Annotated in this window: 22 protein-coding genes; 10 read left to right on the top strand and 12 right to left on the bottom strand. The window is 68.2% G+C overall.

What is annotated here, in order from left to right:
• On the top strand, nucleotides 1-885 hold an 885-nt coding region (locus C8K36_RS17525; protein ID WP_107985779.1), incomplete at its 5' end, for an HNH endonuclease signature motif containing protein.
• An 85-nt stretch (nucleotides 886-970) separates the two neighbouring features.
• On the opposite strand, the gene C8K36_RS17520 is transcribed toward C8K36_RS17525, so the two are convergent.
• Entirely contained in the window at nucleotides 971-2,623 is a 1,653-nt protein-coding gene (locus C8K36_RS17520; protein WP_181319621.1) for an alkaline phosphatase D family protein, read from the bottom strand.
• Nucleotides 2,624-2,754: 131 nt separating this feature from the next.
• The gene (locus C8K36_RS17515) at nucleotides 2,755-3,516 is read right to left on the bottom strand and encodes an ABC transporter permease (RefSeq protein WP_107985810.1); all 762 of its coding nucleotides are present in this window, start codon (nucleotides 3,514-3,516) and stop codon (nucleotides 2,755-2,757) included.
• Between the two features lie 185 nt (nucleotides 3,517-3,701).
• Here C8K36_RS17515 and C8K36_RS17510 point away from each other — a divergent pair, with 185 nt between their 5' ends.
• Nucleotides 3,702-4,130 (top strand): hypothetical protein, encoded by a 429-nt coding sequence (locus C8K36_RS17510; RefSeq protein ID WP_107985809.1) that lies wholly within the window; start codon nucleotides 3,702-3,704, stop codon nucleotides 4,128-4,130.
• A gap of 3 nt (nucleotides 4,131-4,133) precedes the next feature.
• Here the strand turns inward: C8K36_RS17510 and C8K36_RS17505 are convergent, their stop codons facing one another.
• Nucleotides 4,134-4,556: a hypothetical protein gene (locus C8K36_RS17505; RefSeq protein WP_107985777.1), complete on the bottom strand. Its 423-nt coding sequence runs from the start codon at nucleotides 4,554-4,556 to the stop codon at nucleotides 4,134-4,136.
• A 114-nt stretch (nucleotides 4,557-4,670) separates the two neighbouring features.
• Between C8K36_RS17505 and C8K36_RS17500 the strand changes: the two genes are divergently transcribed.
• Entirely contained in the window at nucleotides 4,671-5,078 is a 408-nt protein-coding gene (locus tag C8K36_RS17500; RefSeq protein ID WP_107985776.1) for a DNA-binding protein, read from the top strand.
• Between the two features lie 80 nt (nucleotides 5,079-5,158).
• Here C8K36_RS17500 and C8K36_RS25240 read toward each other — a convergent pair whose 3' ends face one another.
• Nucleotides 5,159-5,290, bottom strand: a complete 132-nt coding sequence (locus C8K36_RS25240; RefSeq protein ID WP_258195466.1) for a hypothetical protein — start codon at nucleotides 5,288-5,290, stop codon at nucleotides 5,159-5,161.
• A 167-nt stretch (nucleotides 5,291-5,457) separates the two neighbouring features.
• Entirely contained in the window at nucleotides 5,458-7,956 is a 2,499-nt protein-coding gene (pepN, locus tag C8K36_RS17495; protein ID WP_107985775.1) for an aminopeptidase N, read from the bottom strand.
• Between the two features lie 72 nt (nucleotides 7,957-8,028).
• Here pepN and C8K36_RS17490 point away from each other — a divergent pair, with 72 nt between their 5' ends.
• The 3 genes from C8K36_RS17490 to mihF all read left to right on the top strand — a co-directional run bounded on the left by C8K36_RS17490 (nucleotide 8,029) and on the right by mihF (nucleotide 9,695).
• Nucleotides 8,029-8,469, top strand: coding sequence for an SRPBCC family protein (locus C8K36_RS17490; protein WP_107985774.1), 441 nt, complete (start codon nucleotides 8,029-8,031; stop codon nucleotides 8,467-8,469).
• 26 nt (nucleotides 8,470-8,495) lie between these two features.
• The gene (locus tag C8K36_RS17485; protein ID WP_107985773.1) at nucleotides 8,496-9,275 is read left to right on the top strand and encodes an enoyl-CoA hydratase; all 780 of its coding nucleotides are present in this window, start codon (nucleotides 8,496-8,498) and stop codon (nucleotides 9,273-9,275) included.
• A 108-nt stretch (nucleotides 9,276-9,383) separates the two neighbouring features.
• A complete protein-coding gene (gene mihF, locus C8K36_RS17480; protein WP_107985772.1) occupies nucleotides 9,384-9,695 on the top strand; it encodes an integration host factor, actinobacterial type in 312 nt (103 codons plus the stop codon).
• A gap of 29 nt (nucleotides 9,696-9,724) precedes the next feature.
• On the opposite strand, the gene eutC is transcribed toward mihF, so the two are convergent.
• The 5 genes from eutC to C8K36_RS17455 all read right to left on the bottom strand — a co-directional run bounded on the left by eutC (nucleotide 9,725) and on the right by C8K36_RS17455 (nucleotide 13,902).
• Entirely contained in the window at nucleotides 9,725-10,471 is a 747-nt protein-coding gene (eutC, locus tag C8K36_RS17475) for an ethanolamine ammonia-lyase subunit EutC (protein WP_107985771.1), read from the bottom strand.
• A complete protein-coding gene (locus C8K36_RS17470; protein ID WP_107985770.1) occupies nucleotides 10,468-11,880 on the bottom strand; it encodes an ethanolamine ammonia-lyase subunit EutB in 1,413 nt (470 codons plus the stop codon). Before C8K36_RS17470 ends, eutC begins: the two co-directional genes overlap by 4 nt.
• Before the next feature lie 88 nt (nucleotides 11,881-11,968).
• Nucleotides 11,969-12,634 (bottom strand): hypothetical protein, encoded by a 666-nt coding sequence (locus tag C8K36_RS17465; RefSeq protein ID WP_107985769.1) that lies wholly within the window; start codon nucleotides 12,632-12,634, stop codon nucleotides 11,969-11,971.
• Nucleotides 12,635-12,648: 14 nt separating this feature from the next.
• Nucleotides 12,649-13,530: an aminoglycoside phosphotransferase family protein gene (locus tag C8K36_RS17460; RefSeq protein WP_107985768.1), complete on the bottom strand. Its 882-nt coding sequence runs from the start codon at nucleotides 13,528-13,530 to the stop codon at nucleotides 12,649-12,651.
• A gap of 24 nt (nucleotides 13,531-13,554) precedes the next feature.
• Nucleotides 13,555-13,902: a UBP-type zinc finger domain-containing protein gene (locus C8K36_RS17455; RefSeq protein WP_107985767.1), complete on the bottom strand. Its 348-nt coding sequence runs from the start codon at nucleotides 13,900-13,902 to the stop codon at nucleotides 13,555-13,557.
• A gap of 111 nt (nucleotides 13,903-14,013) precedes the next feature.
• Between C8K36_RS17455 and C8K36_RS17450 the strand changes: the two genes are divergently transcribed.
• Nucleotides 14,014-15,534, top strand: a complete 1,521-nt coding sequence (locus C8K36_RS17450; protein ID WP_107985766.1) for a flavin-containing monooxygenase — start codon at nucleotides 14,014-14,016, stop codon at nucleotides 15,532-15,534.
• A gap of 10 nt (nucleotides 15,535-15,544) precedes the next feature.
• Here C8K36_RS17450 and C8K36_RS17445 read toward each other — a convergent pair whose 3' ends face one another.
• On the bottom strand, nucleotides 15,545-16,243 hold the full coding sequence (locus C8K36_RS17445) for a TIGR00266 family protein (protein ID WP_107985765.1): 699 nt from the start codon (nucleotides 16,241-16,243) through the stop codon (nucleotides 15,545-15,547).
• Between the two features lie 36 nt (nucleotides 16,244-16,279).
• Nucleotides 16,280-16,408: a hypothetical protein gene (locus C8K36_RS25235; RefSeq protein ID WP_258195465.1), complete on the bottom strand. Its 129-nt coding sequence runs from the start codon at nucleotides 16,406-16,408 to the stop codon at nucleotides 16,280-16,282.
• Between the two features lie 149 nt (nucleotides 16,409-16,557).
• On the opposite strand from C8K36_RS25235, the gene C8K36_RS17440 reads away from it, so the two are divergent.
• The 3 genes from C8K36_RS17440 (at nucleotide 16,558) to C8K36_RS17430 (ending at nucleotide 21,428) form a co-directional block, all read left to right on the top strand.
• Nucleotides 16,558-18,903, top strand: coding sequence for a heavy metal translocating P-type ATPase (locus tag C8K36_RS17440; protein WP_107985764.1), 2,346 nt, complete (start codon nucleotides 16,558-16,560; stop codon nucleotides 18,901-18,903).
• 611 nt (nucleotides 18,904-19,514) lie between these two features.
• A complete protein-coding gene (locus C8K36_RS17435) occupies nucleotides 19,515-20,336 on the top strand; it encodes an SDR family NAD(P)-dependent oxidoreductase (RefSeq protein WP_107985763.1) in 822 nt (273 codons plus the stop codon).
• Nucleotides 20,337-20,393: 57 nt separating this feature from the next.
• Nucleotides 20,394-21,428 (top strand): GAF domain-containing protein, encoded by a 1,035-nt coding sequence (locus tag C8K36_RS17430; RefSeq protein ID WP_107985762.1) that lies wholly within the window; start codon nucleotides 20,394-20,396, stop codon nucleotides 21,426-21,428.
• Nucleotides 21,429-21,442: the final 14 nt, after the last annotated feature.

Genomic DNA, 21,442 nt, shown 5'->3' with positions numbered 1-21,442 from the left:
CAGGCGCTCCTCGACTGCGCCACCGGACCCGCCGCCACCACCGACACACTGCGCGGCGCCATCGCGAAACTCGAGCGGATCTTCGAATCCGACGACCTCCCCGCCAGCGAAGACACCGACCGCAACGAATTCCATGCGTCGAAGACTCTGAACGGACGCGTCGCCGTAAAGGGCGATTTCGACGCCGTCACCGGCGAGATGCTACTCACCGCCCTGTCGGCGTTGACGAAGCCGACGAATCCGGTCGACGACCCCGCCGGCATGCGGAGTCCCGGGAACCGCCGTGCCGAAGCGTTCACCGAAATCCTGCGGCACTACCTCGACTCCGGCGACGCCCCGGTCGAAGGCGGAGAGAAGCCACACCTCTCCCTGCACGTGAACGCGACAGACCTCGCGCGCACCGACACGGAACATGAGGGTGACAACGGGAATCCAGGCTTGTTCGGCGACAAAGACATCGCCCACATGCCATGGATGGGGCCACTCTCGATCGCCACCGCACGCCGACTCGCCTGCGACTGCCACCTCACCCCCATCGTCATGGACGACGGAGTACCGCTGAACCTGGGACGCAGCAGCCGAACAGTCCCCAAGAAGCAGCGCCGGGCGCTAGTGGCCCGCGACCACGGCTGCGCCTTCCCCGGCTGCGGCGCCCCACCCGCCCACTGCGAAGGCCACCACGTGAAGCACTGGGCCGACGGCGGACCCACCGACCTCGACAACCTCGTCCTGCTCTGCCGCTACCACCACCGGCTACTGCACCACTCCCACTGGCAAGTAGCGATCGGCACCGACCAGCACCCGTGGTTCACACCGCCAGGCTCGTTGGACCCGCACAGGAAACCGATCCCCGCGCACAATCGTGCCGGACCACGCGCGGCCTGAACCTCGGCCACCGCAGCCGGCACCCGATGGGTGTCGGCCACAGCGGGTTGCGCGCCGGTCGGCTACGCGCCGGCCTGGCCGCCGCTCACGCACCCGTTCCCGGACGGTAGCCGGCTGGGTCGAGTGGGGCAGCCGCCGGATGAGCCTGCTGGGTGCCGTCGGCGACCCGGTAACTCACGCCGTGCCGGACCGTCCCCCGCAGATCCGTCGGATCGCTGACGTAGAACCAGTCCATCTGCACGCCTTGCCTGTTCACCTCGAAGACGCCGTAGCCGTGGGAGTCGAGTTCGACGTACCGGACATGACGGTTGACCACCTTGAATGCTTCTTCGGCAGCGACGGTGACGGTGCGCGGCGGAACCTTCAGCATGTCGTCGATATTGGGCGACGTCACCGACGGCACCACGAACTCGGTGCCGACCGTGCCTGCGGCCGGATAGTTCGCGGCGTCCACCGGCAGGTCGCACGCCCACGACGTGTGGATGTCGCCGGTGAGGAACACCGTGTTGCGGACGTTGTTCGCGGTGATCGCGTCGAAGAGCCTGCGACGGTCGGCGGTGTAGCCGTCCCACTGGTCGGTGTTGTAGGGGATACCGGCGTCGGGCACCCCGATCATGTCGGTGATGGCTCCCATCGTCCGGTTGTCGAGCGGCGGGAAGACGCACGGCGCGATCATCACGGGGTTGCCCACGATCTTCCACTGCGCGCTCGCGGTGACGATTCCTCCAGTGAGCCAATCCATCTGGGCGCGTCCGGTGATCGTGCGGTCGGGGGAGTCCACCCGGCGCCATCCTGCGCCGGCGGTCGGCTGCTCGTCGCGGTAGGTGCGCAGGTCGAGCATCGACAGTTCCGCGAGTGAGCCGAACCGAAAACGTCGATACAGCGCGGCACCGGGTCCGGTCCCGTTGATCCGCACCGGCATCCACTCGAAGTAGGCGCGTGTGGACGCAGCCTTCCGGGCGCCCCAGTCGCCTTCGGTGGCCGGATCGTGATTCTCGGCGCCGCCGTCGTACGAGTTGTCGGCCGACTCGTGGTCGTCCCACGTCGCGATGAACGGCACCTTCGCGTGCAGCGCCAGCAGATCCGGGTCGGTCTTGTACTGCGCGTGCCGAATCCGGTAGTCCGCCAGCGTGACGATCTCGTGTGCCGGATCGTGCAAGCGCACCGAACCCCCGCGCGCCCCGTACTCGCCGCGACCGTACTCGTAGATGTAGTCGCCGAGATGGAGGACCGCATCGAGGTCGTCGCGCTCCGCGAGATGCCGGTACGACGTGAAGTAACCCGCCTCCCAGTTCGAGCACGACACGACACCGAAACGGAGGCGTCCGAGATCGGAATCGGTCGCGGGTGCGGTTCGGGTACGGCCCGCCGGAGACATCTGGCCGACCGCCGCGAACCGGTAGAAGTACCCGGTGGCCGGACGCAACCCGGTGACATCGATCTTCACCGTGTGGTCGGTGTCGGGACCGGCGGTGGCGGTGCCGCTACGTACGACGGAGGCAAAGCCCGGATCGGTCGCGACCTGCCATGTGACCGGGACCACGGGCCCCACAGCCGATCCCGGTGTCGCATCCGGGGTCGGCGTGACCCGCGTCCAGATGATCACGCGGTCGGGCAGCGGGTCGCCGGACGCGACACCGTGGACGAATCCCGGCGGCGGCGTGGCGCCCGACGCGCTTCCGGTGGTCACCGCGGAGGCCAGGCCGGCCCCGGCGAGCACCATCGAACCGCGCAGCATCCCGCGTCGACTCAGGTCGAAGATCCCCTTGTTCTCGAACACAGCTCGATGACAACGCAATTCGGACGAGTGTTCAACTGATATCGAGCGAAGTATCGAACGTTCACCCGATGTTTCACCGGCACCGGGAATCAGTACACCGTGTGGGTCCCGAGGCGGTGGACCACACCCCGCGCGACCAGCTCGATCGTGACGGCCACGGCACACGTCTGCGCGAGCAACAGTCCGACGAGAACGAGGATCTGCACGGCGCCCGCCTGTACCGCGGACCCGGTCGCGAGCAGCACACCGACGAAGGCGCCGGGCAGGGTCACCAGTCCCACGGTCCGGGTCTGGTCCAGACCTGGCAACAACGCGTCCGACGCCGCCGAGCCGACGACCTCCATCCGCGCGTCACGCACCGTCAGCCCCAGGCTGAGCGCCGCCTCCACCTCGCCCCAGCGGTGGTCGATCGCATCGAGGCCGCGCTTGGCCGCGAGGGCGGTGGCGGTCATGGCGTTGCCCAGGACGATGCCCCCGATGGGCACCAGCGCCACCCCCTCGAGGGGGACCACCCCGCTCACGAGCATCATCGGGACCACCAGACCCACTCCCGCCGCCAGCGCCGCCGCCAGCCACATCGCCGACCGCCCCGCCCGCGCCCGTCGAGCCGCTGTGAAGACCGCCGCCCCGAACATCACCGTAAGCACCAGCAGCGACGACCACAGGTGTGCGAGCGCTGCGGCCAGAACCAGCGAGACCGCGACCAGTTGCAGGGCACCACGCGCCGCGGCCCACGGCGCGGTGAGTGGGTTGCCGAGTCCGGCGAATCGGTACACGACGGCCGCGCACGCGACCATCACCACGCATAGCACAATCAGTGCGAGACCGGGATTCGCCAGCGAACTGCTCACGGTTCCCCTGCTTCCGACCTGCATGCGCGCCCACTCGACAGTCGACGCCGTGAGCCTACTCTCGGCGTGGAAACGTCAGCACGGCCTCGGGAGAAAGGGGCGATATGCGCAGATCTCCTGCAGCGACTGCACTACCGGTGGAGGATGGGCACCACCCCGGTCACCGAATGCAGGAGGGCACCGTGATGAATCTCGTTCGCCGACTGGCTGTCTGCGCCGCTGTCGTAGCCGGTTCAGTTCTGATACCGGCAACGGTCGCCGCCGCGGCAGTGACCGTGCCCTTCCAGATCGACCCGGCGCCGTTCGGCAATCCCAACGGAAGCTTCGACGTGCCCGCGGTCCGCTGTGCCGCCGTGGTCGACGAACAACCCGGCACCGCGACGATCACGGGCGGCAAAGACGGTCGATGGGGCTGCCTACTCTCGTCGGAGATTCGCTGGCTGAACCTGTCGACCGGGGCATCCGGCACCGCTTGGCTCTCGGACGGACTGAACGGAATCCCGGCCGCGGTAGCCCTCCAGACGGGAACGGGGATGGTCGCCGTCACCGTTGCACCTGTTGCATCCGCTGCCGGGACGACCACGCCGGGCTTTGCGTTCTTCCACGTCCCGTAGTGCTCAGGGAAGCACGAAACACGCCGGCCCCAGGGGGATTCCCGTTCCCACCTGAATCGTCACGTCCGGTCCACCCGCCGACGTGTGGTACGCCACCACGCGGTGATCACCGGGAGTTCGCGGAATCCACCCGGCCGTGGCGCGGCCGTTCAATACGGGCACGAGCGGACTCGGCAGGATGGTCGCCTTCTGGAAGTCGAAGAATGAGACCGGGCTGGGCCACGTGGTTTCCGCGGTGAGTGCATACACACAGTTGGTCCCGAACTTCTGCTCGAAGCCCCGCTCGGGCGTCCACGTGTAGCTCAGCCCGGGGTCGGCATCCACTCGGACGACGTCGGCCGCAGCGGTCGGCACACCGAGGAAGAGTGCCGCCCCGAGGGCCGTGACCGCAACGGCAGTTCCGAGTGCCCTTTTCGTGAGGTTCATGCCGGTTCTATCGCGCAACTGTGGTCCGCATTACACATCGAGCGATGACCCTGTGAACATTTCGTTGACAATATTGTGTTGACACCCGGGTGGTCCCGGGTGGACGCTCGAACCATGGACGACGACGAATTCACGCCACCCAACCCCAGTCGCGAACGCGCGCACCGCGAGTACGCGGGGCTCTTCCGGATCGCGGAACGGCACGGTGCCACGTCCGAGCAGCGTGCGCGGCAGTCCCATCCGGAGATCCTCGACCCGCTGGGGGCCATTCGCCTCGTGGCCGCGGTGGCCGGCGGCGTCCACCCACCGGACCCCGACGAACCCGACGTCGACACCGCGGACGTCACCGCGGCACTGGGACTGATCCCCAAGGCCCGAGCCGAAATGGATCAACTCGAGGCGTTGCTGCTGGACATCGCCCGTCAGCGCGGAATGACGTGGCAGGAGATCGCCTTCGGGCTCGGCCTGGGAAGCACGCAGGCAGCCCGGCAGCGGTACGACCGACTGGCCAAGCGTCTCTGACCCGCCACACGTGTAGGGCCCGAAACCGGTGAACGGTTACGGGCCCTACACGATTCGGCCGGTTCACGGCCACACCGCAACTAGAGGAGCAGTCCGGCGAACGCGCCCACAGCGGCGATCAGTGCGGCGAAAGCCCCCACCGCTTCCGCGCCTGCAACCACCTGATCGAAGTCGACCGAACCCAGTGCCGTGGCAAACTCCTCAGAACCCATTTTCTTTCCCCTTTGTTTCCTGTGAAGCTGGTGCTTCGCCTCAGTCGCCGTTCTCGGCGCCACTGCATGTGTAGCGGACTGCGACATGCGATTCCAAGGGGAGAAAGCCTTGAATCGCAATCCATTACAGAATGGAAACGCTCGATCCCCTCAGCGTAAAAATCGCGTCATCTGGCGTTAACACCGAGGGCCCGAACGCGCAGATCTCGGGCGAGATGATCGCGCTGCTCGGTCACCAGGCGCAGCAGCGCCCTCGGCGCATCAGCGTTCCCCGCCAGCCACGCATCGACGCCGTCGAGGGACTCGGACGCCGGGAACAGGCCGACGACGATCCGGCGGGCGATCTCGATGCTCCGCCGGCCCCACAGCGGACCGATCGCCGCGAAGTAGGCATCGTCGTAGCTGCCGATCAGGTCGCGGCGCTCACCGGCCCGGAAGCCGCCGATCACGGCGTCGAGATGGTCGTTGCTCAGCGCGGTGTCCTCGAGCGCCGACTCCCACGCCCGCGCCTTCACGCCGGCATCCGGACGCGCAGCGAGGGCACGCAGGTGGGCCGTCCGCCCCGACGCCGTGTCGTCGCGTTCGAGTTCGACGTCCAGGTCGCCCGGTTCGGCGTGACCGGTCGTGGACAGCGCGGTCCACAGCGACCAGCGCAGGTCAGGATCCAGCGGCAGACCCTCCGGGCCGGGGCGAGAGCCGTCCAGGACCGCCCGGATGTCCCCCGCATGACGGTCGTCGGAAGCCGCCGCCGCAGCCACCGCACGCGCCCACGCCAGTTGCGCTCCCGAGCCGGGCACGGAACCGTGTGCTGCGGACCAGCAGGATTCGAGCCAGCGCCCGCGCCACTCGTCCCGATCGGCGTTCGGCAAGTAGTGGCCGACCGCGAACGCCGAGTTGGCGAGCACCGTCGTCAGCAATGCCATGTTGGTCTCGGCCGGCGTGAACGCCTGCGCCATCGTCACGTAGCGGCGGGGATCGAGTTCGCCGTCGCGGGTGGCATTCCACAGCGCCGACCAGATCAGGCCCCGCGCCAGCGGATCCACGACCCGGTTCAGCGCCCGTTCGACCGTGGCGAGCGATTCGGCGTCCAGGCGCACCTTCGCGTACGTGAGGTCGCCGTCGTTGAGCAGCCGCAGGGGAGCGCCCGGGAGAGTGACGGGCGTGCGCTCGTCGACCACGTCCAGTTCCACCCGTTCACGACGCACCAGGTCGCCGTTCCCGTCGAAGCCGTAGAGGCCGACGGCCAACCGATGCGGGCGTGGATCGGACTGCACGATCACGGCGCCGTCCGGGCCCCGCTCGAGCGTCAACGTCGACATTCCGGTCGTCTGCAGCCACGCCCGCGCCCACCCGGCGAGATCGCGGCCCGACGCGTCCGACAGTTCGGCCAGCAGATCGGCGAGGGTGGTGTTCCCGAAGGCGTGCGCCCGGAAGTAGCGGCGTGATCCCTCGAGGAAGGCATCCTCGCCGACATAGGCGGCGAGCTGCTTGAGCACGCTCGCGCCCTTCGCGTACGTGATGCCGTCGAAGTTCAGCTTGGCCGCCTCGAGGTCGACGATGTCGGCGACGACGGGGTGCGTCGTCGGCAGCTGGTCCTGTGAATATGCCCATGCCTTACGACGATTCGCGAACGCGACCCATGCGTCGGTCCATTCGGTGGCCAGCGCGCTCGCGTACGAGCCCATGAAGTCGGCGAACGACTCCTTGAGCCACAGATCGTCCCACCACACCATCGTCACGAGGTCGCCGAACCACATGTGCGCCATCTCGTGCAGGATCGTGTTGGCCCGGCCCTCGTACTGCGCCGCGGTGGCCGCACCCCGGAACACGTAGGCCTCGGTGAACGTCACGCAGCCGGGGTTCTCCATGGCGCCCAGGTTGTATTCGGGCACGAACACCTGGTCGTACTTGCCCCACGGGTAGGGGTAATCGAAGCGGTCGGCGAAGAAATCGAGGCCCTGCTTCGTGACCTCGAAGATCGTGTCGGCGTCGAGATGCTCCGCCAGCGAGGCCCGGCACAGTACGCCCAGGGGAACCTCCAGATCGTCACGATTCCAAAGCGATTCGACGCGATGGTACGGACCCGCGACAACGGCGGTGATGTAGGTGGAGATGGGCAGCGTGGGGGAGAACTTGACCGTCTGCTGGTCGGCGTCGTCCTCGACGATCGCCGCAGGGCGGTTCGATGTCACGTCCCAACCCGTCGGCGCGGTCACCACGAACGTGAAGGGCGCCTTCATGTCCGGCTGTTCGAAGCACGCGAAGACCCGACGGGCGTCGGCCGGCTCGTACTGCGTGTACAGGTAGGTGGCGTCGTCGACCGGGTCCCGGAACCGGTGCAGCCCCTCACCGGACCGGCTGTACGCCGCGACCGCGCGAATCACCACCGTGTTCGACGGCCGTAGCCCGTGCAGGGCGAGGCGGGCGCCGTCGTACTCGACGTCCACGAACGTGCCGTTGACGATGACCGAACGCACGTCGAGGCCGATGAAGTCGATCCACGTGTCGTGCACCGCGGCGTCGAACTCCACTGTCGTGGTGGTCGAGAAGCCGGGAACGGTGTGGTCGGGCGCGCTCGTGACATCGAGTTCGACGCGATAGGAGCGGACGGTCACTGCCGCGGATCGCGCCGCGGTCTCGGCACGGGTCAGGTTCGCTGTACTCACCCCTCGATCCTGCCAGCCGCGAGTAGAGTCCGAACCATCTCCGGCCATCCGCCACCGTACGGGGGTTTCGACATGTCAGGACGTTTCGAAGGCACCACCGTGATCGACCGGCCGATCGAGGAAGTCTTCCAGTTCCTCGCGGCCGGCACCAACGATCCGAAGTTCAGCCCGCGGGTCCAGAAGATCGTGCAGAAGACCGACGGGCCGCCCGGTGTGGGAACGATCTTCGCCAGCACCGTCAGGGATGCCGGCATGACCACGGAGCGAGAGTTCGAACTCACCGAGTTCGATCCGCCTCGGCGCATCCGTTGGGCCGAGCGGTCGAAGAATGCTGTCACTGCGGTCGAGGGCGGATACGACCTCGAACCCGCCGGTGACGGCACCAAGTTGACGGTCTACAACGTGCTCGAGGGCCACGGCATCGGCAAGCTCGTCGCACCCCTCGCCGTGCGGACGGCACGAAAGGACGGTCCCGCCTTCGCGTTACGGATCAAGTCGGCGATCGAGGGCTGACCGGCACTCGCGAGGGAGATGCGGCCATGGACGATCCGATCAGAACTCACGTCGACCACCACACCGGCATCGCACGTCTCACCCTGAACCGGCCGGAGCAGCGGAACCCGCTGTCCACCAACATGATGCGCTCCGTGACCGTGTCACTTCGAAAGCTGAGCGACGACAAGGACGTCCGCGTCGTGGTGCTCTGCGCGAGCGGCCCGGTGTTCTCGGCCGGCCACGACCTGTCCGAGATGGTCGGACGCAGCCTCGACGATGAGCGCGAAATCTTCGAGGTGTGCACCGAGATGATGGACACCGTCCAGGCGATCCCCCAACCGGTGATCGCGGCCGTCCAGGGCCCGGCGATCGCGGCAGGATGCCAGCTGGCCGCGTCGTGCGATCTGGTGGTGGCGTCGTCGACCGCGGTGTTCGGCACACCGGGTGTACGGATCGGTCTGTTCTGCTCCACTCCCATGGTGGCACTCAGTCGCGCCGTGGGCCGCAAGCGCGCGATGCAGATGGTGCTGACGGGGGAGACCATCGATGCCGCCACGGCGGCCGATTGGGGATTGGTCAATCTCGTTGCCTCACCAGACGAATTGGACGTTTGTGTAAACGGCTTGGCAACGAGGATCACCGAGGCCAGCCCCCTCACCCTCGCGATCGGCAAACAGGCCTTCTATCGCCAGATCGATCTGCCGCAGGACGAGGCATACGAGTTGATGGCCGAAACGATGGCCGACAACGCGGTCACGTGCGACGCACAGGAGGGCATGCGGGCGTTTCTCGCGAAGCGGAAACCGAATTGGACGGGCAAATGAGACGAACTCACACGATTTCTCGACACGCGGGGCCAACTTGCCGCGCGCAGAAGCCGATTGCGTTCTAGCCTGAGGTCCGTTCCGGGTACCGCGAGAGAGAGGCACACCATGGCACTGCCCACGTTGACCCCCGAGCAGCGCGCCGCCGCCCTCGAGAAGGCTGCCGCGTCCCGCAAGGCTCGCTCCGAACTGAGGGAAGGCCTCAAGTCGGGCAAGCTCACGCTGGTGGAGGTTCTCGACAAGGCGGATACCGACGAACTGGTCGGTAAGACGAAGGTGCTCTACCTGCTCGAATCCCTGCCGAAGGTCGGCAAGATCAAGGCCCGCGACATCGCGGAATCCGTCGGAATCGCCGAGACCCGCCGGGTCTCCGGCCTCGGCGCCCGTCAGCGAGCGGATCTGATCGCCAAGCTCAGCTGACGTCGGACGCACTCGGAACGGCCCGCGCCCTACAGCGCGGGCCGTTCCGCGTCGGTGAGGGCGGGATCGCGTGACGTGTCCTTCAGGCCGACACCGGAGGCCTCGAGGCGCCGCGCACCGTCGACGAGTGCCGCCACGACCCGCGCCGCGTGGTCGTAGGTCATCCCGTCCGGCGGATGAATGTTCGAGACGCAGTTCCGTTCCGCGTCACTGCGACCCGGTCGCGGGTGATGGGTGAGATAGATCCCGACGCTGTCGGCGACCGAGAGTCCGGGGCGTTCCCCGATCAGCACGAGCATCGTCGTTACGCCCAGTTGTTCACCTATGTGGTCGCCCAGCGCCACCCGGGCCTGCGTCGCCACCACCGGTGGGGCGATCGTCAGACCCCGTAGGGCGCCGGCGATGACGGTGGCCAGGCCGGGCCCGTGCTCCGCGATCGCCGTCGACGACAGTCCGTCGCACAGCGCGATCCCGATGTCGGACCCGATGTGCGGCAGCATCGTTCCCGGTTCGGGTATGCGCCCGAGATCCGGGCGACGAAGGTAGGTGTCCCGGTCGGTTGCCGCGCTGTGCACGACCATCGGTTCGCCGCACCCCATGGCACGGAGACGCTCCACGAGCGGCGCCACCTCCAGCGGCGCGTGCACCGCATCGCGGGCGACCGCGTGCGCTGCGACGAACTCGAGCTGCCGCCGGGTCGGAAGCCCGTTCCCCTTGCGACCCAGCCCGATCCGCGCCCGGGTGTGACGTCGGAGATCATTCCACTGGTCGGTCATGCCGCACCGCCGAGCGCCCGCAGCGGTGACGCCGCGACGTCGACCGGGAGGATCCTTCCGGCGTCGTCGATCATGCCGAGACCCCGCAGCCATTCCTCGAACTCGGGCGCCGGCCGCAGATTCGCGACCTGCCGGGCGTACAGCACGTCGTGGAAGGAGAGCGACTGGTAGCCGAGCATGACGTCGTCGGCGCCGGGCACCGTGATGACGAAGGCGGTACCGGCGACCGCGAGCAGTGTCAACAGGGTGTCCATGTCGTCCTGGTCGGCCTCGGCGTGGTTGGTGTGGCATACGTCGACGCCCATCGGCAGCCCGAGCAGCTTGCCGCAGAACTGGTCCTCGAGTCCGGCACGGACGATCTGCTTGCCGTCGTAGAGGTACTCCGGCCCGATGAAACCGACCACGGTGTTCACGAGCAGCGGCGCGAACTCCCGTGCCACCCCGTACGCGCGGGCCTCGAGCGTCTGCTGGTCCACCGGGCGGCCCCCGGTGCCGAAGTGGGTCCCCGACGACAGCGCCGACCCCTGGCCCGTCTCGAAGTACATGACGTTGTCGCCCACCGTGCCCCGCCGCAGCGACCGCCCGGCCTCGTTGCCCTCGCGCAGGAGCGCCAGGTCGACGCCGAAAGCGCGGTTGGCGCTCTCGGTGCCCGCGACGGATTGGAACACGAGGTCTACGGGCGCCCTCTGCCCGATGAGGTCGATCGTCGTGGTCACATGGGTGAGCACGCACGATTGCGTGGGGATCGCGAACCGCTGCCGGATGTCGTCGAGCAGGCGCAGGAGATCCGCGACCGCATGCGGCGAGTCGCTCGCGGGGTTGATGCCGACCACCGCGTCGCCGCACCCCAACAGAAGACCGTCGAGCACCGCCGCGGCGACGCCGCGTGGATCGTCCACCGGATGGTTCGGTTGCAGACGCGTCGCCAGGCGTCCGGGACGTCCGATCGTGGTCCGGAACGCACTGGTCACGGTGGCCGCACGGGATACGGCGATCAGGTCCTGATTTCGCATGATCTTGCTGACCGCCGCGACCGTCTCAGGAGTGAGACCGGGTGCCAGCGCCGCGAGCGCTGCGGCTGAGTCGGGCAGCGCGGCAGTCTCGAGCAGGTGGTCGCGGAGCCCGCCGACCGTGAGGTGCGCGATCGGGTCGAATGCCGCGGTGTCGTGGCCGTCCAGAATCAGTCGGGTCACCTCGTCCGACTCGTACGGCACGACGGCCTCGCTGAGAAACGTGCGCAGCGGCACGTCCGCGAGGGCCCACTGGGCGGCGGCGCGTTCCGCGTCGGAATGCGCTGCGCACCCGGCTAGTTCGTCCCCGGACCGCCGCGGTGTCGCCTTCGCGAGCAGATCGACGAGACCGTGGAACTCGTACGAGACGCCGCCGATCCGCTGCCGGTACACGGTCATTGCACGGTCACCTCCGGGAGTCGACGCACCTTCAGTATGTTGCCGTGCGTGCCCGCCGTCGAGAACCCGGCGGGCACGGCCCACCGGGTCAGGCGTTGACGACGCCGACCACCGGGGCGAAGTCGCATGCCGGCAGGTCACGGCTCGTGTTGTCCAGGACGCTGCCCGAGATCACGAAAACGACTGTGCCTCGGCCAGTTTCGATCGTGTTGGACAGTGTCCGCGGGCTGTCGGCGGGTCGCTCCTGAACCAGCGGCGCCGTTCCGGTACGCATCGTGTTCAAGTTCAGCCAGGACACCGACATCGGGTCCACGCGATTCGGCGAGGACATCGAGGTGTTCAGCGCGGAGAACAGCACGTTCACCGTGCCGGGCGCAATGACCGGCGTCGGCAGGCTGGTGTCGACGGCCGGCCCGGCGATCGCGTGCGCGATGCCGATCGAGTCGTCGCCGAGCGCATTGGGCTGCAGGCAGTCGGAGGCGGACGTCTCGTACAGGAACGGCTGGACCACACCCTCGACCAGGTGCGCGGACCGCGGGAAGTAATTGGTACGGGGTACGCCGGAGGCGACTCGGCCGAGCGTCTCCAACACCGACTGCGCCGTGAGCGTGCCCACCGGTAAACCTGCACCGAACGCGGTCCGGACAGCGGTGAGATCGCTTACCTGCACCGGTTGCGCGGCAGCCGGAGCCTGGCTTCCCAGGCCCACCAGGACACCTACGGAGGCGGCAATCCCCACAATTCTTCTGATCATGCGGGGATGGTAATTCAGCGCAGGAGAACTCGCGCGATCGAGACCTGGTCCCGCGACAGCCGCCGCTCGCCGTCCGCGATGTCCCACAGGCCGTTCTGCAGAATGCGCCCCAGCGTCCAGGCCAGCGCACGATCCCGATCTAGGGCGAGCACATCCGTCATGAGGTCGAACCGCAGGCGGACGTCGTCGATGTCGAACCGGTCGGTGAGGGCGGGTAGCACCTCGAAGCCGGGATCGCCGGCGAGCGGTTTCGGGTCGATCGCGAGCCACGGCTCGCGGGCGGATGCGAGCACGTTGTCGTAGTGGAGATCCCAGTGCAGCAGTCTGTTTCCGGGCTCGGAGACGACTTCGCGTACCGCGGCGGCGCAGTCCGTCAGAAGGTCCCGATCGTCCGGATCGTCGAGCAGACGGACGGCGGACGGCGCCTGCTCCAGCATGGCGGTGGCCACGTCGCCCAGGCGACGCAGACCGTCCGGCGCTTCGTGAGCGGTGAGGCGCACGAGCAGTTCGGCGAGGGTCTGCACCGCTTCGTGTGAATCGTCGACGATCGACAGGTGCCGCGAGGTGTCGAGGCGCTCGAGCAGCATCGCGCCGGTGTCGGCGTCGTGGGCGAGCAGGTGGACGGCACCGTCGCCGTCCCAGGTCCGCAGCGCTACCGATTCGCCGACGGTCTCCTCGTCCACGGCCTGCAGTTTCAGGACGGCATCACCGCCGTCGCGGCCGCGGACCGGCAACACCAGCGCCGCCATGCCGTGCATCGGGCGGCCGATCGGGTGGAGATTCCAGCGCTCGAGCATCTCGTCGGCGATCCGGGGAAGGGCGGCGACGAAAGCCCGTCCGGCCGCGCCGCCGTACCTGTGCTGCGCGGCGACGAGCGCCTCTGGGACCTCGATCATCCGACCACCGTATCGGCGCCGGCCTCAGTGCAGCCGATCCGCCCAGTCGTCGGGTACTCGATCGGCGGGTCCCGGAACGGTTTGATCGAGTGGGTGATGTTGCGGGGGAGCCAGATCCGGCCCCTCGGCAAGATTCTGGGTGCGGTAGTCCCAGAACCAGGCCTCACCGGGTTCATAGCTGCGAATGATCGGATGGCCCGCCGCTGCCGCGTGCGCGCTCGCATGCTGCGCGGGGGAGGAGTCACAGCACCCGATGTGGCCGCACGATGCGCACCGTCGCAGATGGAACCACCATCCGCCGTCGGCGCCGCACTCGACGCATCCGGGCCCGCTGGGGCCCACTTCGGGATCGATCTCGGGTGGCAGGGTCATGTGCTCGCCTCCTCGTCTCGCCTCACAACCATTTTCCTCGCCTTCCCCCGCCTGGACGCGATACCGTGCATTACAGACGTGATTCGCCGTCACACGCACCCCGGAGGATTCATGAGCGCCGAGAGCATCCCGCAACCCGAACACTACGACGTCATCCTCATCGGCGCCGGACTGTCGGGCATCGGGACCGCGGCCCGCCTCCACACCGAACAGCCGCACCGGACGGTCGTCATCCTCGAGGCCCGCGGCGCCTCCGGCGGAACGTGGGACCTGTTCCGCTACCCGGGCATTCGGTCGGATTCGGACGTGCAGACCTATGGGTACGACTTCAAACCGTGGAAGGGACGCAAGGCGCTCGCCCCCGCCGCCGACATCCTCGACTACATCCGCGAGACGGCCCGTGAACACGACCTCGACCGGCACATCCGCTACCGCCACAAGGTGATCCGTGCCGACTGGTCGTCGGCCCAGGCCCGGTGGACGGTGGTGGCGCGGATCGGCGACACCGAGGAGACGACGACGTTCACGGCGAACTGGCTGTTCTGCGCCAGCGGCTACTACAACTACGACAACGGCTACACGCCCGAGTTCCCGGGCATCGAGCACTTCGACGGCCGGGTGGTGCATCCGCAGCACTGGCCCGAGGATCTGGACTACGCCGGCAAGCGGGTCGTCGTCATCGGTTCCGGCGCCACCGCCGTCACGCTCATCCCCGCGATGGCCGACGCCACCGAACACATCACGATGCTCCAGCGTTCACCGTCGTACGTCATCCCGCTTCCTGCGGAGGACGCCCTTTCCGGGGTGTTCCGACGCGTGCTGGGCGACCGGCGCGGCTACCGGCTCACCCGGAAGAAGAACATCGCGCAGAACGTCTGGATCTACAAGCTGTCGCGCCGCTTCCCGAAGCAGGTGCGCGCCGTCATCCGACAGCTCAACAAGCGACTCCTGCCGGCGGGCTTCGATGTCGACACCCACTTCAATCCCCGGTACGACCCGTGGGATCAGCGACTGTGCGTGGTTCCCGGCGGTGACCTGTTCAAGGTGATCCGCAAGGGGAAGGCGTCGGTCGTCACCGGCACCATCGAAACCTTCACCGAGACCGGCATCAAGCTCGCGTCCGGAAGGCGGCTCGGCGCCGACATCGTCATCACCGCAACCGGACTCGACCTGCTGGCGCTCGGCGGCGTCGAACTGCAGATCGACGGCGAACCGATCGATATCACGAAACGACTCGCGTTCAAGGGCACGATGCTCTCCGACATTCCGAACTTCTCGTTCGCCGTCGGCTACACGAATGCACCGTGGACGCTGAAGGTAGACCTCGTCGCCGAATTCCTTTGTCGCGTACTGCGTCAGATGGATCTGCGCGGCGCGAACGTCGTCGTCGCGGAGAACCGCGAGGAGGGCATGGAGACCCGGCCCCTGCTCGACTTCGCGTCCGGCTACATCCAGCGGTCACTGGACCTGTGGCCGCAGGCCGGGACGAAGGATCCCTGGAACCTGCCGATGGACTACTACAAGGATGTCGTGGTCCTGCGGGACACACCCGTGGACGACGGCACCCTGACGTTCGCCACGGTCGAGCCGAAGCCGACGAGGCCGGACGGCGACCTCGTCAGCCCCGACTGACGTCCCACGATCAGCTGTTGCTGCTGGAACTACTGCTCGAGGTGCTCGACGGCATCCGCGCGCGAAGCCAGTCGACCAGATCCGTCGCGCTCCGGGTCTGCATCCAGACGCGGCCGGGCCCCGTGAACTCGGTGACGATGCCCTCGCCACCGAGGAACATCGACTTCCAGCCGCCCGCCTTGCGAATCCGGTACTCGACGGTCTCGTCGAAGGCGACGACGTGGCCGGTGTCGAGCGTCATCGTCTCTCCCGCGGTGAGCGTCACCGGCCGGATCGCGCCGTAGCTGGACAGCAGGATGTCGCCGGTTCCGCTGCACCGCAACAGGACCAGGCCGGCTCCGCTGAAGAACCCTTTGCCGCCGCCCCACTTGGAGTCGACGTCGACGGTGGGATCCGATGCGATCCAGCAACCCGATTGGACGAGCAGCGCCGTCTCACCGCCGAGGGTGGTGTCGACGATGTCGCCCGGTAGCGCGCCCGCCACGGCGACGACACCCCCGTTCTCGCTGCTGAAGTCGTTGACGAAGAAGCTCGAGCCGCCCAGCGAGCGGCGCAGCCCCTTCATGAAGCCGCCACGGGTCGAGGTGGTGATGGCGACGTCACCACGCATCATCGCCATCGCTCCCGCCTCGACGCGGACGGATCCGCCCGGTGGGACCATGATCTCCGCAAGTGCGAATGCCGGTCCACAACTGATTTCTGTCTTCACGGGTACCTCTCGGTGGCAGGAATTGGATCGGGTCGGTCACAGAATCGGGGACGGCGCTCCGGCCCGGATGCGCGCAACCGCGCTGCGCGCGAGCGCCACTCGATCGGCATCCGCACCGCTCCGGTCGGCGGCCGGTGGGACCTGCTGCGTCTGCGTTTCGGTCATTCTGAGCTCCCCGGACACCGGATCGAATCGGACATTCAGAAAATAGTGTCCCACCTGCTTTCCCGCGCACCGAACAGCGCGAACACCCCGGAGCGGCGACCGTCGGCGCGGTACCGTCGAGATGACACCCGCGAGAGACGGGGAGCGTCATGGCGGATACAGCGTCCGATGCACGGTCCGGGCGGCGCGACCTGCTGCGCCGCCTCGAGAAGCCCGCGCTGCTCGGGGTGACGCTCGCCGCGCTCGTCGCCGGGGGAATCGCTTGGCTCGCCGGCGCGCGTGCCGTCGCGGACGGCTGCTGGATCGCCGGGACCGTCCTCGCGGTCGTCCCCGCCGCCTGGTGGGTCCTCGACGCTCTCCGCCGCGGCCGGGTCGGCGTCGACCTGATCGCCGTGCTGTCCCTGATCGGCACCCTACTGGTGGGCGAGTACCTGGCGGGCGCGCTGATCGCCGTCATGCTGGCAACCGGACAGGCCCTCGACGCGGCAGCCGAGCGCCGAGCGAGCAAAGATCTGCGGTCGCTTCTCGCACACGCCCCCCGCACGGCCCGGCGTCGGGTCGACGACGCCGTGGAGACCGTTCCGCTCGAGGACGTCGCGGCCGGGGACACGGTCGTCGTCGGACCCGGAGAGGTCGTGCCCGTCGACGGATGGGTGGCGTCGGAGTCGGCCGTTCTCGACGAGTCCGTCCTCACCGGTGAACCGCTCGCCGTGCGGCGACGTCGGGGTGAGGCGGTGCGCAGCGGAATCGTCAACGCGGGATCGGCTTTCGAGGTGCAGGCCCGCACGACCGCCGAGCAGAGCACCTACGCGGGGATCGTCCGGCTAGCGCAGGATGCCGCCGCCGAGAGCGCCCCCGTGGTGCGCGTCGCGGACCGCGTCGCCGGGTGGTTCCTGCCCGTCGCGCTCGCCGTCGCCGGCGCCGCCTGGCTGTTCAGTGGTTCGGCGACCCGCGCGGTGGCCGTGCTCGTCGTCGCCACCCCGTGCCCGTTGCTGCTCGCCGCCCCCGTCGCGATCGTGTCCGGACTGTCCCGGGCATCACGTCGGGGTGTCGTGGTCCGCAACGGAGGCGCCCTCGAGAATCTGGGACACGCAACGACATTGGTGATGGACAAGACGGGCACCCTCACCTCGGGGAAACCGACCGGAACGGACGTGCTCACCGCCCCCGGCCGGGATGCGGCGGAGACACTCCGCCTGGCCGCGTCCGCCGACCAACTGTCACCCCACGTGCTTGCCGCCGCGCTCGTGCAGGAAGCGAAGATGCGGGGCCTCGAACTGTCGCTGCCGGCCGACGCGCACGAGGAGGCCGGCACGGGCGTCGCCGCGACCGTAGACGGTCATCGCGTCACCGTCGGCACCCTGGACCTGCCCGCGGATGCCCCCGAGTGGGCGAGGGCCGCACACGGGCGGGCCGCGCTCGACGGCGCCGCGATCGCGTGGGTCACGGTCGACGGCACCCTCTCCGGAGCGATTCTGCTGGTGGATCCGGTGCGGCGGGACGCGCCGCGCACATTGCGACGCCTGCGGGCGGCCGGACTCGACCGGTTGGTGATGCTGACCGGCGACCGGCGCGCACCTGCGGAGGAAGTCGGGGCAGTTCTCGGCCTCGACGACGTCCGCGCGGAGCAGACACCCGCCGACAAGGTGGAACGGGTGCGGGCCGAATGCGCCCGCGCCGTGACGGTGATGGTCGGCGACGGCGTCAACGACGCTCCCGCGCTGGCGGCCGCCACGGTCGGCGTCGCGATGGGTGCCCGCGGGTCGACGGCGACATCGGAGGCCGCGGACGTCGTCCTCACCACCGACCACCTCGACCGTCTCGCGGACGCAATGGCGATCGCCCGCCGCTCGCGACGGATCGCTGTGCAGAGCGCGACCGTCGGGATGGGTTTGTCGTTGGTGGCCATGGGGTTTGCCGCGTTCGGGTTCTTGCCGCCCGCGGCCGGCGCACTGCTGCAGGAGGGCATAGACGTCGCGGTGATCCTCAATGCGCTACGCGCCCTGCGCGGTGCCCGCGGCGAGGAGATTCCGTTGCCGGAGGACACCGAGGCGATGCTGCACCGATTCTCCGCCGAGCACGACGAGTTGCGCGACCGCCTGCCGATCCTGCGCGACACCGCAGGGCTCCTCACGGCCGGTGACCTCGCCGGCGCGCACGCCGCCCTCCGCCGGGTCGACGCCTTCCTGTTCGACACTCTCCTGCCCCACGAGGAGGCGGAGGACCGAGACCTCTATCCCGCGCTGGCGACACCGCTCGGGAACGCGGAAGCTACCGCGACGATGAGCCGCATGCACGCCGAGATCGAGCGCCTCGCCCGACGACTACGTACCCATCTCGAGCAAGCCGATGCTGCCGGCGGCATCGCACCCGACCAGGTCGACGACCTGCTGGCCTGCCTGTACGGACTGTATGCGGTGCTCCGCCTGCACTTCACGCAGGAAGAGGAGAACTACTTCACCCTCGCCCCCGAGCCGGACACCTCGAACGACTGACGCGGCCGAGGGGACCCCCACACCGATCCCCGTCCGGTCACGGGGCAAATCCCCCTACAGCCTCGGACGGCACGGAAGTAGCGTTGACGGTGCTGGCCGATTCGTCGGACAGCCCACGGCCCCCCGGACCCCCGACCTGGCGGGCCGTGGCCGGGTGGTGGCGCCGAGTCCATTCGGATGCCACCGCCCGGGCCACGGGACTCCCCGAATCACCGAATCACCGAATCACCGACACGCTGCGGTGGTCGTTGCGTCGCCCTCGTGCCCTCGCCTACAGTGCGGGAAGCGCACCCTCGTCGGGTCTCCTGCAACCTTGTCCACCTCGGGTCTGCTTGTAGCGCACCGTGCATCGGCATACTGCCGTCCGCCGACGTCCATTCGAACGTGTTCCGCCGTGCCTTCCCATGACTCGGCTCGAATTGCACCCGAGGTGCAGTCGTTCGGGCCGTCCGGCCGCCGGGCGAACGATCCGAACCCCCGACGCGGATCGTTCGCCCGGTGGTCACCTCGACCACGCACGGGAGCCCTGGCACACAACTGCACGAAATGCGAAGGGTGCGAACGTCTGGTAATCACCAGGGGCACGGAACGTCGGGGACAAGGGGAGTTCGTTGGGGTATTTCGATAGTCGCGTCGTTGCTGTCACCGGCGCCGCATCCGGAATCGGCCGGCAGTTGGCTATCCAGTTGGCGCAGTCGGGGGCATCACTGGCCCTCGCCGACATCGCTGTCGATCCGCTCGCCGAAACCGCCGAGCGGTGCCGACTATTCGGCGTCGACGTGACGACGACGGCGCTCGACGTGACCGACCGGATCGCGGTCGGCGCCTTCGCAGCCGACACCGTTGCACGGTTCGGCGGGGTCGACATGATCGTGAACAACGCCGGCGTCCTCTACACCGGCGACGTACTGGCCTCGGAATACGCGGACGTCGAGCATGTCGTGAACGTCGATTTCTGGGGTGTCGTCCACGGCACCAAAGAGTTTCTTCCGTACATCCTCAAGTCGGAGCGCGGCCACGTCGTGAACCTGTCGTCGGCGTTCGGACTCATGTCCGCCCCCGGTTACTCCGCGTACAACGCAGCAAAGTTCGCGGTTCGCGGATTCACGGAGTCGCTCCGGCAGGAAATGGAGAGCGCCGAGCGTCCCGTCAAGGTCACGTGCGTCTATCCGGGCGGTGTGCGGACATCCATCGCACGAACGGCTCGCACCGCATCCGATGTCGACAGAGACGAAGTCGTGGAGTCGTTCGAACAGCGCATCGCCCGGACAGATCCGGCCGACGCCGCGCGGTCGATCCTGCGCGGTGTCGAGCGGGGTCGACCGCGGGTGCTCGTCGGACCCGACGCTCGCATCGTGGACGTCGTCACTCGCGTACTGGGCCCGGCCTACCAGTGGCTGTTGCCCGCTGCCAAGCGGCTCGCTTCGAGATAACCGAGACCGTTCACTGCTCCGTCTGGGGCACATTCACATTTCGGGGGTGGAATTCGTATGGCACCGGACTGGTTGCTGATCGCGACATTCGGGGGAGGAGAACCGTCGTTGATCGGGGTCGGCTCGACACCCAAACCGTTCGTCGCTCTCGACCGGCACTTCAAAGCACGTAGAGGACAGACGAACCGATCACTCGACGATGTCCGTTCCGTGGTGCTGGAAATGATGGCGGACCCCGACCACCGGCCGGTCGACCGACTCACGAACGGCGGGCGGCACCACATCGTGGCGCTGCCGCTGCTGAACTCCGAAGCCCGCCTGCACGGCATCCACCTGTGGCGCGGAGACGTCGCGGACGAACCGCCGCAGCGTGACCCCGTCGGCGCCTGGCACTTCAACCTGACCGCGGGTACCGCGAGCGGCAGTAAGGACCTGTTCGATCTGTACGGGGTTGCAGCGGAGGACCGACGGTCGGCGGCTGCCCTGTCGGGCGCCTTCAACCGATTGGTGACGAACCACGACGAGGGCCAGGCCCTCGCGAAGATCGTGCAATCCGAACCGGGCACCGAGCACCAGGCGGTGTGGAAGGTGCGCCGCGACGACGGTACCGATCGGGCAGCGCACTTCTCCTGTCGCATGCTCGACGAACGGCAGGGGGCGAACGCCGCCCGCGTGGTGATCCTGCGTGGTGTCACCCACGACATCGGGCCGGCCGACGACGTCCCGTCCGCTCCGCCGCCGGTGATCCTCGAGCATCGGGTGCTGGATGCGGTGCTCGCACCCGGCGAGTATCACGCGTACGCCGACCTGAAGCGTCTGACTCTGATCAAATGGCGCAGTCAGCCGATGCCCGGCGTTGCTTGGGGCGATGCCGCCGGCGAGCCCGAACCGGCGATCCACCCCGAGGATCTTCCGCTTGTGAGATCGATGGCGAAGGAACTCGCGGTTCGGAATACCGAGGGCGTGATTCGGTTTCGTGGGCTCGACGGCGGATGGAAGCCACTGCATCTGTCCGTGGCCCTCATGGCATTCGACGAGTCCACACACGGCGGGCTGGTCACCGTGACGGAGGCCCCGGCCACTCGGGAATGAGTGTGCCGGGGCCA

The organism is Rhodococcus sp. OK519, from assembly GCF_003051005.1.
In the GTDB taxonomy this organism is placed as follows: Bacteria; Actinomycetota; Actinomycetes; order Mycobacteriales; family Mycobacteriaceae; genus Prescottella.
The sequence above is the reverse complement of the archived record's forward strand: the minus strand, read 5'-3'. Positions and strand labels throughout refer to the sequence as shown.

Bases quoted from the DNA above. Each gene is read 5' to 3' on its own strand.
- C8K36_RS25235 (WP_258195465.1), bottom strand. From the start codon at position 16,408: ATGACCGAAACGCAGACGCAGCAGGTCCCACCGGCCGCCGACCGGAGC.
- mihF (WP_107985772.1), top strand. From the start codon at position 9,384: ATGGCACTGCCCACGTTGACCCCCGAGCAGCGCGCCGCCGCCCTCGAG.
- C8K36_RS17510 (WP_107985809.1), top strand. From the start codon at position 3,702: ATGAATCTCGTTCGCCGACTGGCTGTCTGCGCCGCTGTCGTAGCCGGT.
- C8K36_RS17440 (WP_107985764.1), top strand. From the start codon at position 16,558: ATGGCGGATACAGCGTCCGATGCACGGTCCGGGCGGCGCGACCTGCTG.
- C8K36_RS17505 (WP_107985777.1), bottom strand. From the start codon at position 4,556: ATGAACCTCACGAAAAGGGCACTCGGAACTGCCGTTGCGGTCACGGCC.
- eutC (WP_107985771.1), bottom strand. From the start codon at position 10,471: ATGACCGACCAGTGGAATGATCTCCGACGTCACACCCGGGCGCGGATC.
- C8K36_RS17470 (WP_107985770.1), bottom strand. From the start codon at position 11,880: ATGACCGTGTACCGGCAGCGGATCGGCGGCGTCTCGTACGAGTTCCAC.
- C8K36_RS17455 (WP_107985767.1), bottom strand. From the start codon at position 13,902: ATGACCCTGCCACCCGAGATCGATCCCGAAGTGGGCCCCAGCGGGCCC.
- C8K36_RS17460 (WP_107985768.1), bottom strand. From the start codon at position 13,530: ATGATCGAGGTCCCAGAGGCGCTCGTCGCCGCGCAGCACAGGTACGGC.
- C8K36_RS17430 (WP_107985762.1), top strand. From the start codon at position 20,394: ATGGCACCGGACTGGTTGCTGATCGCGACATTCGGGGGAGGAGAACCG.
- C8K36_RS17450 (WP_107985766.1), top strand. From the start codon at position 14,014: ATGAGCGCCGAGAGCATCCCGCAACCCGAACACTACGACGTCATCCTC.
- C8K36_RS17485 (WP_107985773.1), top strand. From the start codon at position 8,496: ATGGACGATCCGATCAGAACTCACGTCGACCACCACACCGGCATCGCA.
- C8K36_RS25240 (WP_258195466.1), bottom strand. From the start codon at position 5,290: ATGGGTTCTGAGGAGTTTGCCACGGCACTGGGTTCGGTCGACTTCGAT.
- C8K36_RS17500 (WP_107985776.1), top strand. From the start codon at position 4,671: ATGGACGACGACGAATTCACGCCACCCAACCCCAGTCGCGAACGCGCG.
- C8K36_RS17465 (WP_107985769.1), bottom strand. From the start codon at position 12,634: ATGATCAGAAGAATTGTGGGGATTGCCGCCTCCGTAGGTGTCCTGGTG.
- C8K36_RS17520 (WP_181319621.1), bottom strand. From the start codon at position 2,623: ATGCTGCGCGGTTCGATGGTGCTCGCCGGGGCCGGCCTGGCCTCCGCG.
- C8K36_RS17490 (WP_107985774.1), top strand. From the start codon at position 8,029: ATGTCAGGACGTTTCGAAGGCACCACCGTGATCGACCGGCCGATCGAG.